Raw genomic sequence first — 17,817 nt, 5'->3', positions numbered from 1 at the left:
TGGGGCCGCCGCGGCGGCCTCACCCGGCGGCGGACCGCCAGGAGTCGAGGCGGAAGGGGAGTTCGTCACCGGGGCCGGTCAGCTCCTGGGACTCACCCAGGGGCCGCAGCCCCGTTCCGTTCCCCGTCATCGCGCGGACCCGGACGCGCTCTCCCGGAAAGAGGGCGACGACGGCGGCCTGGGAAACCGGCGACCGCCACGCCCCGGCAGTGGCCGTATCCGCGCCCGGTGAGGTGTCCTCGATGTCCAGGAGTTCGACCTGCGGGTCCACCAGGAACTCGTAGATGCGCACGGATTCGCAGCCGTCCTCGTCCGCCTGGTCGCGGCCGGTGAACAGCAGCGTCTCGGACTCGCTGAACACGGCCATCGCCTCACCGCGCAGAACGCCGGCGACCTGGCGGGCATCGGTCAGCTCGATTCCCACGAGGCCCCCGGACAGATGGTCGGCGGCCGCCCAGGATCCGTCGCCCTCCCGGGTCGAGCAGTAGATCTCCTCGCCGACGAGACCGTCGTCCCGCCGGTGCAGCAGCAGGATGAACCCGAGCCCGTCGCGTATGCACAGATCCGCGACGGCCGCCTCGGTGCCGCTGTCGAACCGGGTGGGCACGGAAGGCGCCGGGCCGGTGTCCGGGGCGGACCTCGCCATGAGGGCTTCGTGGGCGAGGCCGGCCAGATTCTTGCGCATCGGGGTCCTTGTCCGGAGTCGGTGGTGCACGGGGGTTCGGCGGGCACGGTCGGCCGTCCGCGTGTCCGTGTGCCGATGGGCCACCCGCGGTGCCGGTGGTCCTCCCCGGCCGTGACTCCGCGGACCGTCGTGATCATGGTAGGCACTCGCGGGCCCACTCAGTGCCGCACTTTCCGGCCGGTATTCCGGTACCCAGAGGGGAGGGCCGGACCTGGTCATCCCACCCGGGTGAGCGGCGGCCCGGCGCCGCTTCGGGCGGGTGTACGCCGACGCCACGAGGTGAATGCCGCGTTGTCGTGCCCGCGGTCGGCGCCGTTGCTCCGGAGCCGTGCGCATGCCGCCGCGCAACCCGGGCGAGGGCGCCGTCGGGTCGTATCACTGCCCCGGGCCGCCCGGCGAAGGTGCCGCACGAGGTGCGGGGCAGAGCCGCCACTCTGCCGACCGGCGCGGGCGGCAGTGCCACCGGAGGCGGATCTGCCCACCCGACCCCCACCCTTACCGCTAAGCAGCTTAGCGGTAAGATGGCTCCTGAGCCTTTCATGCGTGACCGCGCATCGAGGGCGATATGTCTATTTATTGCCATCCTATTTACCTCTTGGTAGCGTCACCCGGACGTGTCACCGGCCGGGCCGCGCCCGGCCCTCTTCATGTCTGTCGTCTTCTGGGAGTCTCATGCGCCGCCGAATACATCCCGCAGCTGTGGCGGGCGGCTCCCTGGTCGTCGGCGTGGGCGCGCTCTACCTCGCCGGGCTGCTGCTGACCGGCGAGGAAGTGCCGGACGGCACCCGCGTACGGGGTGTGGACATCGGGGGCATGAGCCAGTCCGAGGCCCGCGAGAAGCTGGAGAGGGACCTCGGCCCCGCCGCCTCTGCGCCGCTGGCGGTGACCATCGGCGGCCGGGCCGACACCGTCGACCCGCGCACCGCCGGACTCGGCTTCGACGCCGCGGAGACCGCCTCCCGGGCCGTCCGGGCCGGAGCCGACCCCTTCACCGTGATCGGCGGCCTCTTCGCCTCCGGTGGCGATGATGTCGAACCGGTGATCCGCTTGGACGAGGCGAAGGCCCGGAGCGCCCTCGGCCCGCTGGCGGAGAAGCACCGGCTCCAGGTCCGCGACGGGGCGATCACCTTCGACAAGGGCCGGCCCAAGCAGGTGCAGGCCCGCGGCGGACAGTCCCTGAACATCGACGCCTCGGTCGGCGCCCTGCGCGGCGCGTATCTCGCCGTGGAGCCCCGCGCCGTGAGTCTTCCGGTACGCCGGACGGCACCGCGCATCGGTGCGGCGGAGACCGAGCGGGCCATGGAGGAGTTCGCCCGGCCCGCGATGTCCGGACCGGTCGGGCTCACCACCGGCGGCAAGCGCGTCACGATCACCCCGGACGTCCTCGGGGACCATCTGACGATGCGTCCCGAGAGCGGCCGGCTGGTGCCCGCGCTCGACGGCGCGGCCCTGCTGGACGACCCCGCAGTGGCGGGCCAGGTGGCCGAGGTCACCACCGAGGCCACCGAGGCCCGGCTGCGGCTCGACGGCGAGCGCGTCGACGTGGTGGCCGACGGCAATCCGGGCCAGGAGATCACCGCCAAGACGCTCACGGACGCGGTGCTGCCGCTGCTGACGAAGTCGGGGCAAGCCCGGACCGGCGAGGTGGCCACCAAGAAGACACAGCCCGAGCTGACCCGTGAGTCCGCGGCACGCCTGGGCCTGACCGAGAAGGTCTCCTCCTTCACCGCGAACTTCCCGGCGTCCGACTACCGCAGGACGAACATCGGCCGCGCCGCCGACCTGATCAACGGGTCGCTCGTCATGCCCGGCGAGACCTGGAGCTTCAACGACACGGTCGGGGAACGCACCAAGGAGAACGGATTCGTCGACGGGATCATCATCCTGAACGACAAGTACACCAAGGCGGCCGGCGGCGGGGTCTCCACCGTGGCGACCGCCATGTTCAACGCCGTCTTCTTCGCCGGGGTGAAGCCCGTGGAGTACGGCGCCCACTCCTTCTACATCGAGCGCTACCCGGAGGGCCGCGAGGCGACGGTGGCCTGGGGCAGCCTCGACCTGAAGTTCGCCAACGACTCCGGCAACGCCATCTACATCCTGGCCGACTCCACGGACACCTCGGTCACGGTCACCTTCCTCGGCACCAAGAAGTACGACGCGGTGGAAGCCAGCAAGGGTCCGCGCACGAATGTGAAGCAGCCCGGCACCCGCCCCGGGGCCGCGAAGGACTGCCAGCCGCAGACCCCGCTGGAGGGCTTCGACGTCACGGTCGAGCGCATCTTCGTCTCCAACGGCCAGGAAGTGAAGCGCGAGCCCTTCCGCACGCGGTACACCCCGCGCGACAGCGTCACCTGCGACTGAGCCGGCCCGCGCCCGACCTCACCGTCGCGCGGGCCCGACCCACCGGCCCCGGGGCGGTCACGCGGCCCCGGGGTCGGGAAACACGTCAGCGCGGCCCGGGACCCGGGCGTTTCACCCGGGCCGCGGGCCCTGCCTCACCGCCGCCGGTCGGTGCTTCCGCCCGTCCGGTGGGCCGGTGACACGGACGGTACGGTCTCGTCATTCCTGCAGTACGGACAGCACATTCCCCGCGGGGTCGGTGAACCACGCGATGAGCGGCCCGCCGCCCCGGAAGATGCCCTTCTCGTCGACCTCGATCTCGTCGTAGCGCAGGAACTCCACGCCGCGGTCGGTCAGTTGCCCGACCGTCTCCTCGATGTCGGCCACGGGGAAGTTGAGGATGGTGTACGTCGCCGGGGTGTGGTCGGGCTTCGGATAGACCAGCGTGTCCCGGTCGCCCGCCAGATGCAGGGTCAGCATCCCGTTCTCCTCGGACACCCGCAGGCCGAGGGTCTGTCCGTAGAACTTCTTCGCGGCCGCGATGTCGTCCACCGCGAAGCCGCTGAACGCCTTTGCCGTGCCGAGCATGTCGATCCACACTCCTTCGCCGTCGTGTGCTCCGTCTCTCCGAGGGATGACCCGGCGGCGGACGGAAACTCATCGTCCGCCCGGCGCCGTCCCCCGGGCCCCGTCCCACCCCTGGTTGTCCTCCGTGAACAGCTCCAGCTCCGACCAGACCTCGAGCGTCCGCTCCGCCGCCGGGCGGTCCCGTGCCGGGCCGGTCGCCGTCAGCTCGGCGAGCAGACCGTACGCCACGCTGGTCGCCACCGTCATCGACTGGACGCTCGCCACCCCCTCGGTCGGGACGACCAGGACGTGCGCGGCCTCACGCGCCGGCGGGGAGTGCCGGGTGTCCGTGATCACACAGGTCACCGCGCCCGCCGCACGGGCCACCCGCAGCGCCGCCACGGTCTGGCGGTAGTGCCGCCAGAAACTCCAGGCCACCACGCAGTCGCCCGCGCCCAGGCCCGCGAGGGCGTTGGCGAGATGAGGCCCGCCCCGGTCCTCGTACACGATGGGGAAGCCGTGGGCCGCCCCCTCCATCGCCAGCGCGTTCGCCGCGACGGCATGGGTGCCGGAGGCGACGACGACGGTACGGCGCGCCGCGCGGACGGCCCGCACCACGGTACGGGCGGCCTCGAAGTCGAAGGAGCGCTCCAGCTCCCGCAGATTCTGCGCGTCGCGTGCGAAGGAGGCCGCCAGCAGGCCGCCCCCGGCGGCCGGGGACCGCCCCGGACCGGACCGCCGGGCGAGATAGACCGCCCGTAAACCCGCCTGGAACCGCGGCCATCCCGAATGACCCACGCTCTGGGCGAACCGGATCACCGTCGCGCGGTTGACCCCGGCGCGGGAGGCGACCTCGGCCGCGGTGGCGTACGAGCAGAAGGCGGGCTGCGTGGTCAGCACCTGGCGGACACGCGCTGCCTTCGGCCCCACGCGGACGCCCGCCAGGAGCCCGTCGAGCCACTCCGCCACCGTTCCCGTACCGCCGCCGAGCGCCGGAACGCCGTCGGGTACCGGGCCGTCGTCAACACCGTCGTCGATCACGCCACCCATTGTCTCCCTGCACGAATTTGTGCACTAGCTGTTGTATGCACCTTCACGTGCGATTATCGTCCTGGCCATCGCGCACCGGGCCCGGCACCGCGCAACCGCATCAACTCCAGCCACACCCTCAAGGAGCCGTGTCCATGTGCAATGACCCCAACACTCCGCCTCCGTCCCCCCGGGTGACACGCCGCGGGATCATGGCCGGTGCGGCCGTGCTCGCCGGGGCGACGGCGCTGACCGGGGCCGCTACGGGCACCGCCACCGCGCACCAGAGCGGCCGCAAGGGCGCCCCCGGGGGAGGCTCCTCCCGTCCGCCGCGCGGCGGCACGCTGATCATCGACGGCGGCACGCTCCTCGATCCGCTGACGGGCCGGGTCACCGAGGACGCGGTGGTCGTCATCGAGGACGGCGTCGTCCGCGCCGCCGGCACGCGCAGGGAGACCCGCAACGACGTCGCCGCCGTCGGCAAGGCGGCGAAGGTCGTACGGGCGAACGGCCGCTGGGTGCTCCCTGGCCTCGTCGACGCCCATATCCACCTCAGCAACCTGACCGACGCGCACAAGGCCGTCCGCCTCGGCGCGACCAGCATCCGCAGCGGAACCACCGCCTTCTACCAGGACATCGCCCTGCGCGAGCTGGCCCGGTGGACCCCCCAGCGCATCCCGAGGATCAGGGCGGCGGGCATCTTCGTCACCCCGAGGCTCGGCGACACGATCCTCGCCGACCCCGACCTCGCGCCGCTGTCCCTCCTCAAGGACGGCGTCCGTACACCGGAGGCCCTGCGCCGGGTGGTCGAGGTCAACCTCTCCCGGGGCGTCGACGTCATCAAGACCCGTGTCAACGAACGCGCGGGCTCGCCCACCGAGAACCCGCTCACCCAGGTGTACGACCGGGAGCAGCTCTCGGCCACCGTCGCGGCGGCGCGGCGCGGCGGGGCGACGGTGCTGTGCCACAGCTACAGCGAGAAGGGCATCCACGACGCGGTGATGGCGGGCGTCGACAGCATCGAGCACGGGGTGTACCTCGGCGAGCGCACGATGGGGGAGATGCGGCGACGGGGTACGTACTTCACGCCCACCCTCGCCGCGATGGCGAGCCTGGCCGCCGACCCGGACCCGGTTCTCGCCGAGCGGGGCCGTACCTTCCTGCCCATCGCCCAGCGCGCCGTCCGCAGGGCCCATGAGACGGGTGTCCGTATCGCCGCCGGAACCGACTCCTCCAGCGGTGCCGTCGACCCCATCGGCCGGGAGATCGAGCTGATGAGGGAGGCCGGCCTGTCCGCGCTCGACGCGATCCGCACCGCCACCACGAACGCCGCGCGCCTGATCGGTCTGGAGCGCACCGCCGGCCGGCTGGCCCGGGGCTTCCGGGGCGACGCCGTCCTGGTCGACGGCGACCCGCTGCGCGACGTCTCCGTCCTCAGCTCACCGAGCACGGTGGTCAGCTACGGCTTCACGGTCGACGCCTGACCCTCCGTCACCACCAACGTGGTGCGCCCGGCTCCGGTGGCGCGGCGCAACCGTGGGCCCGGCCGACCGGGCCCACGGGGGCACCGCCCGTCCGGTGAACGTACGGCGGCGCCGCCCGTCCACTGCCGTACGTTCACCGCCCACCGTCCCGGGGCGAGGCCCTCGCCCGCCCCGGGCGGTCGAGCGGTGTGGATCTACAGGTTGTCGCCCCAGCCGCCCTGGATCATCGTCTGGAACGCCCAGACGCCGCCCCGCTTCACCAGGACGTCGGCGTAGCGCAGCTGCTGGGAGTTGCCGTCCATGGTCATGGTCGAGTCCGTGAAGACCACGGCCATGGCGGCGGACAGGAAGACCGGGGTACGTACCGACTCGAAGGTGATGTTCTGGTCTCCGTCGCCCATCACGCCGGTCATGATCTCGATGAACTGCTCTCGGCTCCACTGTGCCGAGCGGCCGTTGCCCGCGGAGTCGTCGCTGACGAGGTTGAGCGGGAACACCGCCATGTCGGCCATGCGCTCGACGGCGCGCTGGGCGCTCTGTGCGTCGTACTCGGTGAACCACGCGTCGAGGCTCTCCCGGTCTTCGGCGGTGGGGATGTAGCCGGTGTCGGGCAGAACGACGGGCATGCGCACTCCTTACCGGGATCCGCGCGGATCCAGTAGTCAAAGTTGACTATAGGGTACTGCCCTGAAAGTTATTAGTCAAACTTAACTAGATGCTCTGACGGGGCGGGCGGCCGCCTGCCGGGCCGCGCCCTCTGCGCCGTGAGGACCGGCGGCAGTTGGGCGCGGAGGTGACCCGGAGACCTCCGCGGAGGTCGCGGAATAGTTCCGTGGACCGATGAGTTCTTCTGTTTCCCGTGGTCACCACAGGCGACAACACGGCCGCCCGGGACGACGGGCACCCCGCCCGGCCCGACCGGGCACGGGGAGTCGACGACGTCCGGACCGATGGATGGAGAGCGCACGATGACCGGTACCGAGAATGGCCCCGCCGCCTACTTCCCGTCGATCGAGAAGAAGTACGGCCGCCCCGTGGCCGAGTGGAAACAACTGATCCGTACCTCGCCCCTGACCAAGCACATGGACCTGGTCGGCTGGCTCAAGGCGGAACACGGCCTGGGCCACGGGCACGCCAACGCCCTGGTGGCACACACCCTGGCCGAGGACAGCGGGAAGTGAGGGGTTCCGCCCGCTGCCGGGGCGGGACAGCGCCGCGACCACGGCCCGTGCCGAAGTGAGGGTCCCGGCCGGTCGGCCGGCCGGGACCCTCGTGTCGCCTGTCCCGACAACCTAAACCCAGCCGCCCACGATCGGCCGGGCGGCGGTCAGGACGAGGCTGCTGGGGGTGTGTTGCGGTGGCGGGGCGTCGCCTGGCGCGGTGGCCGCGTCAGGGTGATCTGGCGGACGATCTGCTGGAAGCAGGCCAGGGCGGCCAGGGCGGGCAGAGCCGCGGTCGCCGCGTCGGTGAAGGTCCTGGGCGCCTGGGCCACACACAGCAGTATCGCGACGGTGGAGAACAGCAGAACGACCGCCCACGAGTGCACGGCCCGGCGCTGGTGCAGCGCGGCCCGCAGGATGGACAGCGAGGCGACCATCCAGGGGCCGTAGACCAGCAGCGGCCACCAGTGGACGACATCGCCGTGGGTGCGGGGTTCGGCGATATGGCGCAGGGGATCGTAGGCCACCATGCCTCCGAAGACGCTCACCATGGAGACGATGACGGCGGCGAGCGCGGCGATGAAGAAGCTGGCCGTCTGCAGCAGGGTGAACGCCGGTCTGCGGACCCGGGCCCTGCGGCGCCGCGGGTGAGGCGCCCGGCGATACGGCGGGTCGGCCGGGAGGTGGTCCGTGCCGGGCCATGTGTCGGGGCCGGGCTCCGCCGGGGCGGTCTCGCCCCGGCGGGGGGCCGGGGGAGTGATGGTGTGCTCGGCCTCGGTGGCGTCGTGGAGAAGGAAGGCCAGTTCCTCGGCCGGGTCCCACGATGCGTCGAGCGGTCCGAGCGGGGGGTATTGCTGAGGGATGACGGAGCGGTGGCGGCCGTGCCCCGGGGCCACCCATGACGCGGTGTCGTCCGGGTGGAGAGGGGAGCCCTCGTAGGAGCGGCGGCCGTGTCCGTCATGCATGGACGTTCTGGCCGATCCGTCCGATACCGTGGCCGTGGCCGCTCGGGCGGCCGATGGCGTTCCACAGGCGGATGAAGTCGTCCTCCAGCCGGACCATCACCGCGAGGAAGTCCTCCACCGCGGAGGCTGAGCAGCGCAGTTCGATATGGGTACCGTCCCGATGGAGCGTGCTGGTTGCGCCGGCCGGGGTGCGGGCCCAGCCCGGCGTGAAGATGAACTCTCCCATCGCGACCGCCGAGGGGAGGCGCGGGCCGGGCGCGGACATCTCGCGCCGGGGGCCAGCGGAATACTGTGCTGCTGTCATATTCCAGATAACGCACGGGGTATGCCCTCGGATGCGCGGCAAAGGAGTGGGTGGCCGGAGAGTTCTGGTTGACCAGGCCGCTTATCGGTTCTCGGTACGACCGGCGGATACGAGTTCGGGGCGCCGTGGGTGAGCGGGCGACCCGCACCGCCCGGACCGTACCAGCACCCGGCCCGCGCGGACACCGCACCCGGCACCCGCGAAGTCGCCCAGGGCCCGGCGAATCTCCTGCTGTCCTTGCGCGGAGGGCCGGAGCGGTCGGTGCATGCGGCGGTCGGCCGTTTCCCCTCGGGTGCCGTCGCCCAGGAGCGCGTCCGGCCTGGCCGGTGGCCGGTCTGCCATGCCTCCTGCCCGCGACGGGCGGACGGCACCACGGGCCCTCCGCCGGGGTGATCGAACCGGCGAAGCCGTCCGAGAACATGCCCTCATCGTTGACGCCTACGAGCTGACGGACCGGGAGACCGAGGTCATCGAGCGCATCACCCGCGGACTCCCCAGGGGCGGGTTCGCCCGGCGACTGCGTCTGTCGCCCCACGCGGTCCGTGACCACACCAAGGCATCTTCGAGAAGACGGGCGTCTCCAACCGGGGCGAACCGGTATCGGCAGGCCGTTCACCGACACTGCGGGCCGGTTCGCCGAGAAAGGCATGCTCCGGATCACCTCGCGGAATGACACCCGCCGGATGCTCGGGGCGTGCTCCCGCCCGACGGAGCGCCGCGCGAGCGCCCCCCCCCGGGCGCGGCCCTGGGGCGGGCGGCCTCCGCGCGGCGCACGGCCGCCGACCCCGCGGGCTCTCCCGCGGGGCCGGTCACCCCCTCCCGTACGATACGAGTCCCTGTGTAGGGGTCACCCCTTCCGGGCGACCCCCACGTACAGGGGGACCGGGTCGCCGCCGCCGGGATCGGCGACGGGGTGCCAGTGCGTGCCCAGTTCGACACCGGGATCGACCAGGTCGAGGGAGTCGAAGAAGGCGGTGAACTCGTCGCGCGAGCGCACCTGCGCCTCGACGCCGTTGCCCCGGTATATCCCGATGACACGCTCCCAGGTCTCGGGGTCGAAGTCCCCCGTCACATGGGAGAGCATCAGATGGCTCCCGGGGGCCATCGGCCCGAAGAGCTGCCGGACCAGTTCGAACGGCCGGTGCTCATCGGGGATGAAGTGGAGCAGCGCCACCAGGGACAGGGCGATCGGCTGGTCGAAGTCCAGGGTTCTGCGGGCCTTCCCGAGGATCGTCTCCGGGTCCCTGGCATCGGCCTGGATGTAGTCCGTACTGCCCTGCGAGGTGCCGGTGAGCAGCGCCTCGGCGTGTGCCAGCACGATGGGGTCGTTGTCCACGTACACCACCCGGGCGTCCGGGACGACCTTCTGCACCACCGTGTGCAGGTTGGGCTCGGTGGGGATTCCGGTACCGATGTCGAGGAACTGGCGGATTCCCCGCTCGGCGAGGAGCTTGGCGGCGCGGTTCATGAAGGCGCGGTTCTCCCGTGCCAGGGTTCTTCCCGCGGGGAAGGCGGCGAGGGCCTTTTCGGCCGTCTCGCGGTCGACGGGGTAGTAGTCCTTTCCGCCGAGGTAGTAGTCGTACATACGGGCCGGGTGCGGCTTGGTGGTGTCGATCAGGGCCGGTGGATCACCGGTGTCCGCCATGGGGCGTCCTCCATCGTCGCTGTGGTGTGGGTGTGCCGGGTCGGCGCGCGGCCGGACGCGTCGTCACGGAAGCAGGAAGTCGGCCTCGCCCCGCTTCGCCGCCGTGATGAACCGGCTGAATTCCTCCGGGGTCCAGATCAGTGCGGGGCCTTCGGGGTCGGTGGACTGGCGCAGCGCGATCCTGCCGTCGGGCAGATGCTTGGTCTCCATGCAGGAGGCCCCGTTGGGCCCGCTCCACGGCTTGCGCCAGTCTTCCGTGCCCAGCTCGGCGTCGGCATTGCGGATTCGTGTGATCATGACATTCCTTTGCGGATGTCCACGGGGACATCTTCAGTGCTTCTCGGTCGCGTCGCGATGACGGGGGTCCGGTCGGGGAAACTCGCGGTGGACGGGGTCCCGCCAGGGTGGAGCGGGTCGGGCTCGCGCCGTGGCGGGCACGGGGAAAATCGATTCGGCCGAACAGGGCGTACGGTCCCTCGCCACCGGAGCGCACCCGGTGCCGGAGCGGGCGGTCCGAAGCGGGGATCCCGGCCGCAGGGGTGCCGGAGGCGACCGGTCCGTCCGGGGGCGGCTGACGGGCCGTCGACCGGGCGGCGCGGCATGGCGTGGCCGGATGTGTGCCGTACCCGGCAGGCGGCCGTCCTGGCGGCCCGTCACGCCCGCTCCCGCCGGAGGTACTGGCGCCCTCGGCCGGACACCGGTCGCGGGACGCCCGGCGCGGATCGTGACGCACACACCCCCGCCTCCCCGTCCTGTGGTCCGGCCGTCGGGTGCAGTGTGCCATGGTGCGCGGCCGGTGCGCAGAACGGCCTGATAACTGTGCACTGTGCAGAGTGCGGGTTGTCAACACGCTTGGGGCAAGCCATAGTTGGCGTGACTCAGCTCACGTCACTCGGGTTTCACCGGCATCCGTGCCGGCCGCCGTCATGACCACCGGCGGGACCCCGGCGACCGAGCTCGTCCAGGACCGGGTGGGGCTGGAGCCAGGTGCACCGTTCCGTCCGGCCATGACCGTGAGGATTCGCCGTGACCATCGCCGCCCCCCGCACTGCCGGACTCACCTGCCCCGCCGCCACCTGCGTATTCGACTTGCCGGCGGAAGGACCTTCGGTGGGCGTGGCACGCCGGATGGTCCGGGCCTACCTCCGTGCCCACCGGCACGGCGACGACGTCCTGGAGTCCGCCTCCCTGGTGATCAGCGAGCTGGTCACCAACGCGATCCGCCACGCGAGGGGTGTACGGGTGACGTGCAGCATCCAGACGCGGGCGCGCGCGGTCCGTATAGAGGTGGGGGACGACGGGGTGACCGAACCCCCGGTCAGGGTGCGTCACGGCGGGGTGGACGAACCCGGCGGCCGGGGGCTGCTGTTGGTCGACGCCCTGTCGGAGGACTGGGGAGCCTTCCGGCGGGAGGCGGACGAGGGGCCCGGCACGGTGGTGTGGGCGGTCGTCGGAGCGGGGGGCCGGGACGGATGGGGCCGCTTATGACGACCGTGCGGTTCGGCAGCACATCGGCGGTTCCACCGGGCGGGCGCCGCCCGGATCGACGGGTTCCGCCCGCACGACGCTCTCCGAACGGCGGTACGGGGCAAGGCCTCTGGGCCAGGGAACGGCTCCTCGCTCGCGGCGGCCGGAACACCACCGGCCGGTCCACGGACGGACCGGGCCGGGACGACCGCGGGCCGGGGCGCGGAGATCTCCCGGAGAGGGCGGAAGCCCTGGCATACGGGGGGAGCGGCACCCGGCGCCGTACGTCCGGTGCCGACCGCCCGGGAAGCCGTACCGTCAGCGCCGGTGTGCCGTGACCTCGGTGGGCGCCCGGAAGGACAGCAGCCCCAGCAGGGGAGGCTCCGCACCGGCCGAGGCCATGAGACCGGGCAGGGACCGCGCGGCCGTGCGCAGGGCGATCGCCGCCTCCGTACGGGCCAGCAGCGCGCCCGGACAGCGGTGCCGTCCGGCGCCGAAGGACAGATGGAGCCGGGCGTTCGGCCGGTGCGGGCACAGCCGCGCCGGCTCGTCGAACACCTCGGGGTCGGAACCCGTGCCCATGAGCATCAGCAGCAGCGGCGCGCCCGCCGGGACCTGTACTCCGCCGATGCTCACGTCCCGGGCCGCCCGCCGGCGCCAGGTCGTCACCGGCGGCTCACGCCGCAGCACCTCCTCCGACCACGCCTCCGCGAAGCCCTCCTCGGCCGCGGCGCGCTCCCAGGCGGCTCCGTCGTCGAGCGCCCGGCGCAGCACGGTGGCGATCAGCTGGCCGGTGGTGGCCTGGCCGGCGATGAGGACGAAGTAGCACACCGCCACGGCCGTCGCGGTGTCCGGGGCCTCGTCCCGCAGCGCGGCCATCAGGCTCCCCGGCGCCGCGGATCCGGTGCAGCGTTCGGTCAGCCAGGTGTGGAACTCGCCCGCCAGTACCGCCAGTTGCACCTGCCGCTCCGGCGAGGGGCGGCCCCAGAACAGTTCCAGCGAGGCATCGCTCCAGCGCGCCAGCGTGAGCGGGTCCGCCCCCTCCACACCGAGCAGTTCGATCATCACCCGGCACGGCAGGACCCGGGCGAAGTCGGCCACGAGGTCGCAGTGGCCCCGGCCGTCGAGCCGTTCGCGTACGGGGGACAGCAGCTCCAGCGCCGTCCGTTCGATCAGCGGTACGGCCTCCGCCACCCGCTGCGCGTTGAAGAAGCGGGTGACCAGCCGCCGCAGTCCGTGGTGTGTCGGACCGCCGTTGTCGGCCAGCGCGGGCGGCAGCGAGAAGCCGGACCGGACGAGCGGCCGGAGCGCGGCCACCGTCAGGGGCGTCACCGCCTGCTGGGCGTTGTCGGGCAGGAACGCCACCGGATCGAGCAGCACCTCCCGCACATCCCGGTACCGGCTCACCAGCCACAGCCCGGTATCGGGGTGATGGTGCACCGGCGCGGACTCGCGCAGCAGATCCAGCGTCGGATACGGGTCCCGGACGAACGACTCCCCGAACAGGTCCAGGGAGTCGAGCGCGACCGGTGAGCTGTTCATGCGGTGAATCCCCGATCCCTGTTCCCCGGCGGTGCGTGCCTTCGGCGGCCTTGATCAGCAGCCCCACGGTACGCGGCGGCCTTCGCACCCGCGCCACCCGTCCCCGGGGGAGCCTCCGGAGGGGTCGGCGGACGGTCCGCCGGTGGTCTCCGTCGTGGACCGCCGGCACTCCGGAACCGGTTCCGAGGGGCGTGTCCGGACAGGCCGACCCGCCGTCGGAACGTACGCGGCGACGGGGGTGACCGCCGCCCCGGGCGGCTCAGCTCCTCACCCTCCCCGAACTCCGGTTTCACGGGAGCCGCCGGTCTGGCCGTGGGCGGGGCGATCAGGCCAGGAACTCGGTCAGACGGCCGTTGAGCAGGGCCGGGTCCTCGGTGGGGATGGTGTGGTGGGACGCGTCCGGCAGCATGGCGATCTCCGCCCGGGGCATGCGGCGCCGGGCGGCGGCGGCCGTGCGCAGCGGGTGGTGGGCCCGGCTGCGTTCGGCCAGGAGCACCAGGGTGGGCACGGTGCAGGACCTCAGCGCCTCCGTCTTCGGGCGGCGCATGACGAGGATCTTGGACCGAGGGGCCGTGACGGTGCTGTCGAGGAAGGACTGCCACGCCGGATCCCCCGAAGCGCGTCCGGTCTCCCAGCGGAGGAAGCTCCGGTGCCGTGCGACGGAGGGCTTCAGCAGGGCGGGCAGCGCCCGCAGGAAGTAGCGCACACTCATGCCGGCGAAGCAGTTGGTCGGGTCGAGGAGGACGATCCGGCCGACCCTGCCGGGCGCGTGCAGTGCGTAGTTCAGGGTGATCCAGGCGCCGTAGGAGTGGCCGCAGAGGTGTGCGCCGTCCAGATCGAGGCCGTCGAAGACGTCGTCCATCCAGGCCGTCAGATCGCCGATGCCGCGCAGCGGCGCCCCGTTGTGCACGCTGCGGCCGATGTCGCCCATCACGTCGACGGCGTAGACGCGGTGATCGCGGGCCAGTTCCGCGACATTGGCGAACCAGACCATCGAGGTCGTCCCGCCGCCGGGCAGTAGGACGAGGCGGGCGCCGTGCTCCGGGCCGCTGATGTGGACGCGTGTGCTGCCGAAGCGGGAAGGCACGTCGACGCTTTCCACCTCCACCGGCCAGCGGCTCAGAGCGGCGTCGTAGGCTGCATCGAAATCGGTGCCGTGAGACATGGCTCCGCTCCATGATTGCTCGTTCAGCGATAATCTCGACTATCGAGATATTGTTTCGGAGCACCTGCGGGGATGACAAGGGACACCGGGACCCCGAGGTCCATCCGCCGCGTGCCGCCACCGTGGAACGGCCTGTCGCCGCCGCGCCGCACAGATCGACGATCAAGCTAGACTCGCCGGATGGCGAAGTACTTCGACGTACACCCCGAGAACCCTCAGCGGCGCACCATCACCGGTGTCGCCGACACCATCCGGTCGGGCGGGCTCATCGCCTACCCGACCGACTCGTGTTACGCGCTGGGGTGTCAGCTGGGCAGCAGGGACGGCATCGGCCGGATCCGGTCGATCCGGAATCTCGACGATCGTCACCACTTCACGCTGGTCTGCCAGAACTTCGCACAGCTGGGCCAGTTCGTGCACATCGACAACGACGTCTTCCGCGCCATCAAGGCCGCGACCCCAGGCAGTTACACGTTTATCCTCCCCGCGACGAAGGAGGTGCCGCGCCAGCTGCTCCACCCGAAGAAGAAGACGGTGGGCGTCCGCATCCCCGACCACGCCGTGGCGCAGGCCCTGGTCGCCGAACTCGGGGAGCCGCTGCTCTCCAGCACCCTGCTCCTGCCCGGCGAGGACGAACCGCTCACCCAGGGCTGGGAGATCAAGGAACGGCTCGACCATGTCGTGGACGCCGTGATCGACTCGGGCGACTGCGGCACCGAGCCGACCACGGTCATCGACTTCTCCGGCGGCGAGCCCGAGATCGTACGCCGGGGGGCGGGCGACCCCGACCGGTTCGAGTAGCCCGTCCCGGGGCCGGGGGCCGGGCCACCGCCCGCGCGGGCCTGTCCCGCCGCGGCAGCGGCGACGGCGGCGAACTGCCCGGGAACGACCGGCGGCGCCGGCTAGGACGCGGTTCCCACCCTCACGGCGATCACGTCGTAGTGGGAGTAGGAGTTGATGTCGTCGGTGCGCTCCAGGACAACCACTCCGGCCTTCCGGTCCCACCGCTCCCAGCGCTCGTCCATCTCGGCGGACCCGGTCTCGTCCGGCTCACCCAGTTCCGCACGGATCAGCTCCCCCAAGCGGCGGAATTCGGCGTGGAAGTCGGTGCGCTCGGCCTCCGGCCGCCGTATCCAGGCCGGCCCGTAGTCGTCGTCGAGGTCGTCCTGCCCGGCGTCCTCGACGTCCTCCGGTTCGTCGCCGAAAGCGGGCCAGAACAGCGCGCACGGCAGCCGGGCGAACCAAGCCCCCGGCACCTCCCCGGGCGCGTCGCCGAGTTCCAGCCGCCATCCCACGCCCTCGCCACCGCCGCCGGTGATCTCGTGAGGGCTTGCCGCCCCGCCGCCCCACTCGATCTCCGGTCGCCCTTCCGGGCCGGGGCGCGCCCAGCCGTACCGCAGGAACGCCGCCTCCAGCCCGGAGGTGTTCTGGGGCTGGTCCGCCAGGGCAGTGAGCCGACGTACCCAGACGGCGTCGACCTGCAAGCTTTTCCACGTCATCCGCTCATCCTAGATTCAGGCGCGCGGAACCCGCGGGGTGAACGCCTCGCCCCACAACCCGGCCGGAACCCGCGGTCGAACCGCGGCTGTGACCGGAACCCCGGCCGGAACCGAACCCCAACCGGAACCCCAACCGAACCCCAACCGGAACCGCGGTCGTGACCGGAACCGCGATCGGTCCGCGACCTGCCCGGTGCGGCGGGCGGCCGACACCCCGTCGGGGCGCGGCTGAACCCTCCGCCGTCGAACCACTGCCACAATCTTCGCGAGCTGTGACCGACGAGGGAGTACGTCCATGTCCGAGAGCTACACACCCGAGGCCCCGGTCCTGGAGCAGGCCGCCGCCGAATTCGCGGCCGCGACCTCCGGTCCGCCGTACCTGTTCGACCTCGGCCCCGCCGAGGGCCGCAAGGCGGTCGACGAAGTCCAGTCGGGCGACATCAGCGGACCCGAAGTCGAGGAGGAGTGGGTCAGCGTCGGCGGCGGTCCCACCGGGAGTGTGCGGACCCGGGTCGTCAGGCCGGCCGGCGCCACCGGGAAGCTGCCGGTGATCCTCTACATCCACGGCGCCGGCTGGGTCTTCGGCAATGCCCATACCCATGACCGGCTGGTCCGCGAGCTGGCCGTCGGGACCCGGGCCGCCGTGGTGTTCCCCGAGTACGACCTGTCACCCGAGGCCCGCTATCCGGTGGCGATCGAGCAGATCCACACCGTCGCCCGCTGGGTCGTCACCGACGGGGCGAGCCGTGGTCTCGACGCCGGCCGGATCGCGGTCTGCGGCGACTCCGTCGGCGGGAACATGTCGGCGGCCCTCACCCTCATGGCGAAGGAACGGGGTGATGTTCCGCTGGTCCACCAGGTGCTGTTCTACCCCGTGACCGACGCCTCGTTCGACACGGACTCCTATCACCGTTTCGCGACCGGCTACTTCCTGCGCCGCGACGCCATGCAGTGGTTCTGGGACCAGTACACGACCGATCCGGCCCAGCGTGCCGAGATCACCGCCTCGCCTCTGCGCGCCACCACCGAACAGCTCGCCGGTCTGCCGCCCGCCCTGGTCATCACCGCCGAGGCCGACGTCCTGCGCGACGAGGGAGAGGCGTACGCCAACAAGCTCCGCCAGGCCGGCGTCCCCGTCACCGCCATCCGCTGCCAGGGCGTCATCCACGACTTCGTCATGCTCAACGCCCTGCGGGGCACCCATGCGGCCGAGACCGCGATCACCCAGGCCGTCACCACCCTGCGCGGGGCCTTCGGCGAACAGGGCTGACCTCGCGCCGGACCCGGGACGACATGCGCCACCCGACGTACCGGGCCCCGGCGGCGACGGAAGCGGCCCGAACCGGAGGACGCCTCGCGCGGACCAACCGCCACGCGCCCTCGATCACGCCCCGCCGCTGGCGGCTCCTCGCGAGAGAAGAGCGATATCCGCGCCGAAGGCGACGGCGAGGCGTCCGCCGGGGGGCAGGGCGACGGCGCCGATCTCCTCGGGGACGGTGAGGGGGGAACCCTCCTGCCGGTACGTTGCGGCGTCCCGCAGCCCGACGGTTCGCCGGTAGCCCCCGATGGCCACCCGGGGCCGTCCGTCGATCGCGGCGGACATCGCGCGTACGGTGTCGCCGGTGTCGACAGACCCAGGTCTTCCGCGGTTGCCAGATCCCGGACGTGGAGTGTGCGGCCGAGTGCGGTGACCGGTGGTGGGAGCGTCCAGGTCCACGACGAACGTGTGCTGGTACGTGACGGCGATGGTGAGCGCGCCGGGCCCGCGAGGTCTTCGCTGTTGCTTTCATGCCCGCACACTCTGCCGGGTCGGGTCGGCCGCGCCCATGGCGACAGCCTCAGGAAAGGGGGGTATCTCAAGGGCCCGCGTCGGGCCGGTCGGCCGAACAGTGACCGCGGAGGGCGTACGGTGCTCGGCGCACCGGCCGGGCAAGGTGGTGACGGGCGCTCAGGGGCCCTCGTGCA

The 17,817-nt window shown here is 72.0% G+C and carries 18 protein-coding genes; 6 read left to right on the top strand and 12 right to left on the bottom strand.

What is annotated here, in order from left to right; all coding sequences use genetic code 11:
• Positions 1 to 19 precede the first annotated feature (19 nt).
• On the bottom strand, positions 20 to 685 hold the full coding sequence (locus ACFYT4_RS02610; protein WP_389264520.1) for a hypothetical protein: 666 nt from the start codon (positions 683 to 685) through the stop codon (positions 20 to 22).
• Positions 686 to 1,357: 672 nt separating this feature from the next.
• On the opposite strand from ACFYT4_RS02610, the gene ACFYT4_RS02605 reads away from it, so the two are divergent.
• Positions 1,358 to 3,046: a VanW family protein gene (locus ACFYT4_RS02605; RefSeq protein ID WP_389264518.1), complete on the top strand. Its 1,689-nt coding sequence runs from the start codon at positions 1,358 to 1,360 to the stop codon at positions 3,044 to 3,046.
• Positions 3,047 to 3,244: 198 nt separating this feature from the next.
• On the opposite strand, the gene ACFYT4_RS02600 is transcribed toward ACFYT4_RS02605, so the two are convergent.
• Together ACFYT4_RS02600 and ACFYT4_RS02595 are read right to left on the bottom strand one after the other, a co-directional pair.
• Positions 3,245 to 3,613 carry a VOC family protein gene (locus ACFYT4_RS02600; RefSeq protein WP_389264517.1) on the bottom strand — a complete coding sequence of 123 codons (369 nt, stop codon included), beginning with the start codon at positions 3,611 to 3,613 and terminating at the stop codon, positions 3,245 to 3,247.
• A gap of 69 nt (positions 3,614 to 3,682) precedes the next feature.
• Positions 3,683 to 4,633 carry a MurR/RpiR family transcriptional regulator gene (locus ACFYT4_RS02595; protein WP_389264515.1) on the bottom strand — a complete coding sequence of 317 codons (951 nt, stop codon included), beginning with the start codon at positions 4,631 to 4,633 and terminating at the stop codon, positions 3,683 to 3,685.
• Positions 4,634 to 4,776: 143 nt separating this feature from the next.
• On the opposite strand from ACFYT4_RS02595, the gene ACFYT4_RS02590 reads away from it, so the two are divergent.
• Positions 4,777 to 6,105: an amidohydrolase family protein gene (locus ACFYT4_RS02590; protein WP_389264513.1), complete on the top strand. Its 1,329-nt coding sequence runs from the start codon at positions 4,777 to 4,779 to the stop codon at positions 6,103 to 6,105.
• Positions 6,106 to 6,299: 194 nt separating this feature from the next.
• Here the strand turns inward: ACFYT4_RS02590 and ACFYT4_RS02585 are convergent, their stop codons facing one another.
• Positions 6,300 to 6,731 (bottom strand): nuclear transport factor 2 family protein, encoded by a 432-nt coding sequence (locus ACFYT4_RS02585; RefSeq protein WP_389264511.1) that lies wholly within the window; start codon positions 6,729 to 6,731, stop codon positions 6,300 to 6,302.
• A 342-nt stretch (positions 6,732 to 7,073) separates the two neighbouring features.
• On the opposite strand from ACFYT4_RS02585, the gene ACFYT4_RS02580 reads away from it, so the two are divergent.
• A complete protein-coding gene (locus ACFYT4_RS02580) occupies positions 7,074 to 7,286 on the top strand; it encodes a DUF4287 domain-containing protein (RefSeq protein WP_389264509.1) in 213 nt (70 codons plus the stop codon).
• Positions 7,287 to 7,432: 146 nt separating this feature from the next.
• Here ACFYT4_RS02580 and ACFYT4_RS02575 read toward each other — a convergent pair whose 3' ends face one another.
• The 4 genes from ACFYT4_RS02575 to ACFYT4_RS02560 all read right to left on the bottom strand — a co-directional run bounded on the left by ACFYT4_RS02575 (position 7,433) and on the right by ACFYT4_RS02560 (position 10,476).
• A complete protein-coding gene (locus ACFYT4_RS02575) occupies positions 7,433 to 8,230 on the bottom strand; it encodes a DUF2637 domain-containing protein (protein WP_389264507.1) in 798 nt (265 codons plus the stop codon).
• Positions 8,223 to 8,534 (bottom strand): hypothetical protein, encoded by a 312-nt coding sequence (locus ACFYT4_RS02570; protein ID WP_389264506.1) that lies wholly within the window; start codon positions 8,532 to 8,534, stop codon positions 8,223 to 8,225. Before ACFYT4_RS02570 ends, ACFYT4_RS02575 begins: the two co-directional genes overlap by 8 nt.
• A gap of 847 nt (positions 8,535 to 9,381) precedes the next feature.
• On the bottom strand, positions 9,382 to 10,179 hold the full coding sequence (locus ACFYT4_RS02565) for an SAM-dependent methyltransferase (RefSeq protein ID WP_389264504.1): 798 nt from the start codon (positions 10,177 to 10,179) through the stop codon (positions 9,382 to 9,384).
• Between the two features lie 63 nt (positions 10,180 to 10,242).
• Positions 10,243 to 10,476: a DUF397 domain-containing protein gene (locus ACFYT4_RS02560; RefSeq protein WP_389264502.1), complete on the bottom strand. Its 234-nt coding sequence runs from the start codon at positions 10,474 to 10,476 to the stop codon at positions 10,243 to 10,245.
• Between the two features lie 729 nt (positions 10,477 to 11,205).
• Between ACFYT4_RS02560 and ACFYT4_RS02555 the strand changes: the two genes are divergently transcribed.
• A complete protein-coding gene (locus ACFYT4_RS02555) occupies positions 11,206 to 11,667 on the top strand; it encodes an ATP-binding protein (RefSeq protein WP_389264501.1) in 462 nt (153 codons plus the stop codon).
• Between the two features lie 297 nt (positions 11,668 to 11,964).
• On the opposite strand, the gene ACFYT4_RS02550 is transcribed toward ACFYT4_RS02555, so the two are convergent.
• Positions 11,965 to 13,188, bottom strand: coding sequence for a cytochrome P450 (locus ACFYT4_RS02550; protein WP_389264499.1), 1,224 nt, complete (start codon positions 13,186 to 13,188; stop codon positions 11,965 to 11,967).
• 325 nt (positions 13,189 to 13,513) lie between these two features.
• Entirely contained in the window at positions 13,514 to 14,353 is an 840-nt protein-coding gene (locus ACFYT4_RS02545) for an alpha/beta fold hydrolase (RefSeq protein ID WP_389264497.1), read from the bottom strand.
• A 180-nt stretch (positions 14,354 to 14,533) separates the two neighbouring features.
• On the opposite strand from ACFYT4_RS02545, the gene ACFYT4_RS02540 reads away from it, so the two are divergent.
• Positions 14,534 to 15,154 (top strand): L-threonylcarbamoyladenylate synthase, encoded by a 621-nt coding sequence (locus ACFYT4_RS02540; protein ID WP_389264495.1) that lies wholly within the window; start codon positions 14,534 to 14,536, stop codon positions 15,152 to 15,154.
• Between the two features lie 101 nt (positions 15,155 to 15,255).
• On the opposite strand, the gene ACFYT4_RS02535 is transcribed toward ACFYT4_RS02540, so the two are convergent.
• Complete coding sequence (locus tag ACFYT4_RS02535; RefSeq protein WP_389264493.1) at positions 15,256 to 15,852, bottom strand: hypothetical protein; 597 nt, start codon at positions 15,850 to 15,852, stop codon at positions 15,256 to 15,258.
• A gap of 295 nt (positions 15,853 to 16,147) precedes the next feature.
• Here ACFYT4_RS02535 and ACFYT4_RS02530 point away from each other — a divergent pair, with 295 nt between their 5' ends.
• Complete coding sequence (locus ACFYT4_RS02530; RefSeq protein WP_389264492.1) at positions 16,148 to 17,122, top strand: alpha/beta hydrolase; 975 nt, start codon at positions 16,148 to 16,150, stop codon at positions 17,120 to 17,122.
• Between the two features lie 114 nt (positions 17,123 to 17,236).
• Here the strand turns inward: ACFYT4_RS02530 and ACFYT4_RS02525 are convergent, their stop codons facing one another.
• Positions 17,237 to 17,455, bottom strand: a complete 219-nt coding sequence (locus ACFYT4_RS02525) for a hypothetical protein (protein WP_389264490.1) — start codon at positions 17,453 to 17,455, stop codon at positions 17,237 to 17,239.
• Positions 17,456 to 17,817: the final 362 nt, after the last annotated feature.

Source organism: Streptomyces sp. NPDC004609, from assembly GCF_042873655.1.
Classification (GTDB): Bacteria; Actinomycetota; Actinomycetes; order Streptomycetales; family Streptomycetaceae; genus Streptomyces.
This window is presented reverse-complemented; position numbering and strand designations above follow the sequence as displayed.

What these genes read in the sequence shown, in the direction of transcription:
- ACFYT4_RS02560 (WP_389264502.1), bottom strand. Translation starts at nt 10,476, where the DNA reads ATGATCACACGAATCCGCAATGCCGACGCCGAGCTGGGCACGGAAGAC.
- ACFYT4_RS02525 (WP_389264490.1), bottom strand. Translation starts at nt 17,455, where the DNA reads ATGTCCGCCGCGATCGACGGACGGCCCCGGGTGGCCATCGGGGGCTAC.
- ACFYT4_RS02535 (WP_389264493.1), bottom strand. Translation starts at nt 15,852, where the DNA reads ATGACGTGGAAAAGCTTGCAGGTCGACGCCGTCTGGGTACGTCGGCTC.
- ACFYT4_RS02575 (WP_389264507.1), bottom strand. Translation starts at nt 8,230, where the DNA reads ATGCATGACGGACACGGCCGCCGCTCCTACGAGGGCTCCCCTCTCCAC.
- ACFYT4_RS02545 (WP_389264497.1), bottom strand. Translation starts at nt 14,353, where the DNA reads ATGTCTCACGGCACCGATTTCGATGCAGCCTACGACGCCGCTCTGAGC.
- ACFYT4_RS02550 (WP_389264499.1), bottom strand. Translation starts at nt 13,188, where the DNA reads ATGAACAGCTCACCGGTCGCGCTCGACTCCCTGGACCTGTTCGGGGAG.
- ACFYT4_RS02590 (WP_389264513.1), top strand. Translation starts at nt 4,777, where the DNA reads ATGTGCAATGACCCCAACACTCCGCCTCCGTCCCCCCGGGTGACACGC.
- ACFYT4_RS02580 (WP_389264509.1), top strand. Translation starts at nt 7,074, where the DNA reads ATGACCGGTACCGAGAATGGCCCCGCCGCCTACTTCCCGTCGATCGAG.
- ACFYT4_RS02540 (WP_389264495.1), top strand. Translation starts at nt 14,534, where the DNA reads ATGGCGAAGTACTTCGACGTACACCCCGAGAACCCTCAGCGGCGCACC.
- ACFYT4_RS02530 (WP_389264492.1), top strand. Translation starts at nt 16,148, where the DNA reads ATGTCCGAGAGCTACACACCCGAGGCCCCGGTCCTGGAGCAGGCCGCC.
- ACFYT4_RS02585 (WP_389264511.1), bottom strand. Translation starts at nt 6,731, where the DNA reads ATGCCCGTCGTTCTGCCCGACACCGGCTACATCCCCACCGCCGAAGAC.
- ACFYT4_RS02610 (WP_389264520.1), bottom strand. Translation starts at nt 685, where the DNA reads ATGCGCAAGAATCTGGCCGGCCTCGCCCACGAAGCCCTCATGGCGAGG.
- ACFYT4_RS02600 (WP_389264517.1), bottom strand. Translation starts at nt 3,613, where the DNA reads ATGCTCGGCACGGCAAAGGCGTTCAGCGGCTTCGCGGTGGACGACATC.
- ACFYT4_RS02570 (WP_389264506.1), bottom strand. Translation starts at nt 8,534, where the DNA reads ATGACAGCAGCACAGTATTCCGCTGGCCCCCGGCGCGAGATGTCCGCG.
- ACFYT4_RS02565 (WP_389264504.1), bottom strand. Translation starts at nt 10,179, where the DNA reads ATGGCGGACACCGGTGATCCACCGGCCCTGATCGACACCACCAAGCCG.
- ACFYT4_RS02605 (WP_389264518.1), top strand. Translation starts at nt 1,358, where the DNA reads ATGCGCCGCCGAATACATCCCGCAGCTGTGGCGGGCGGCTCCCTGGTC.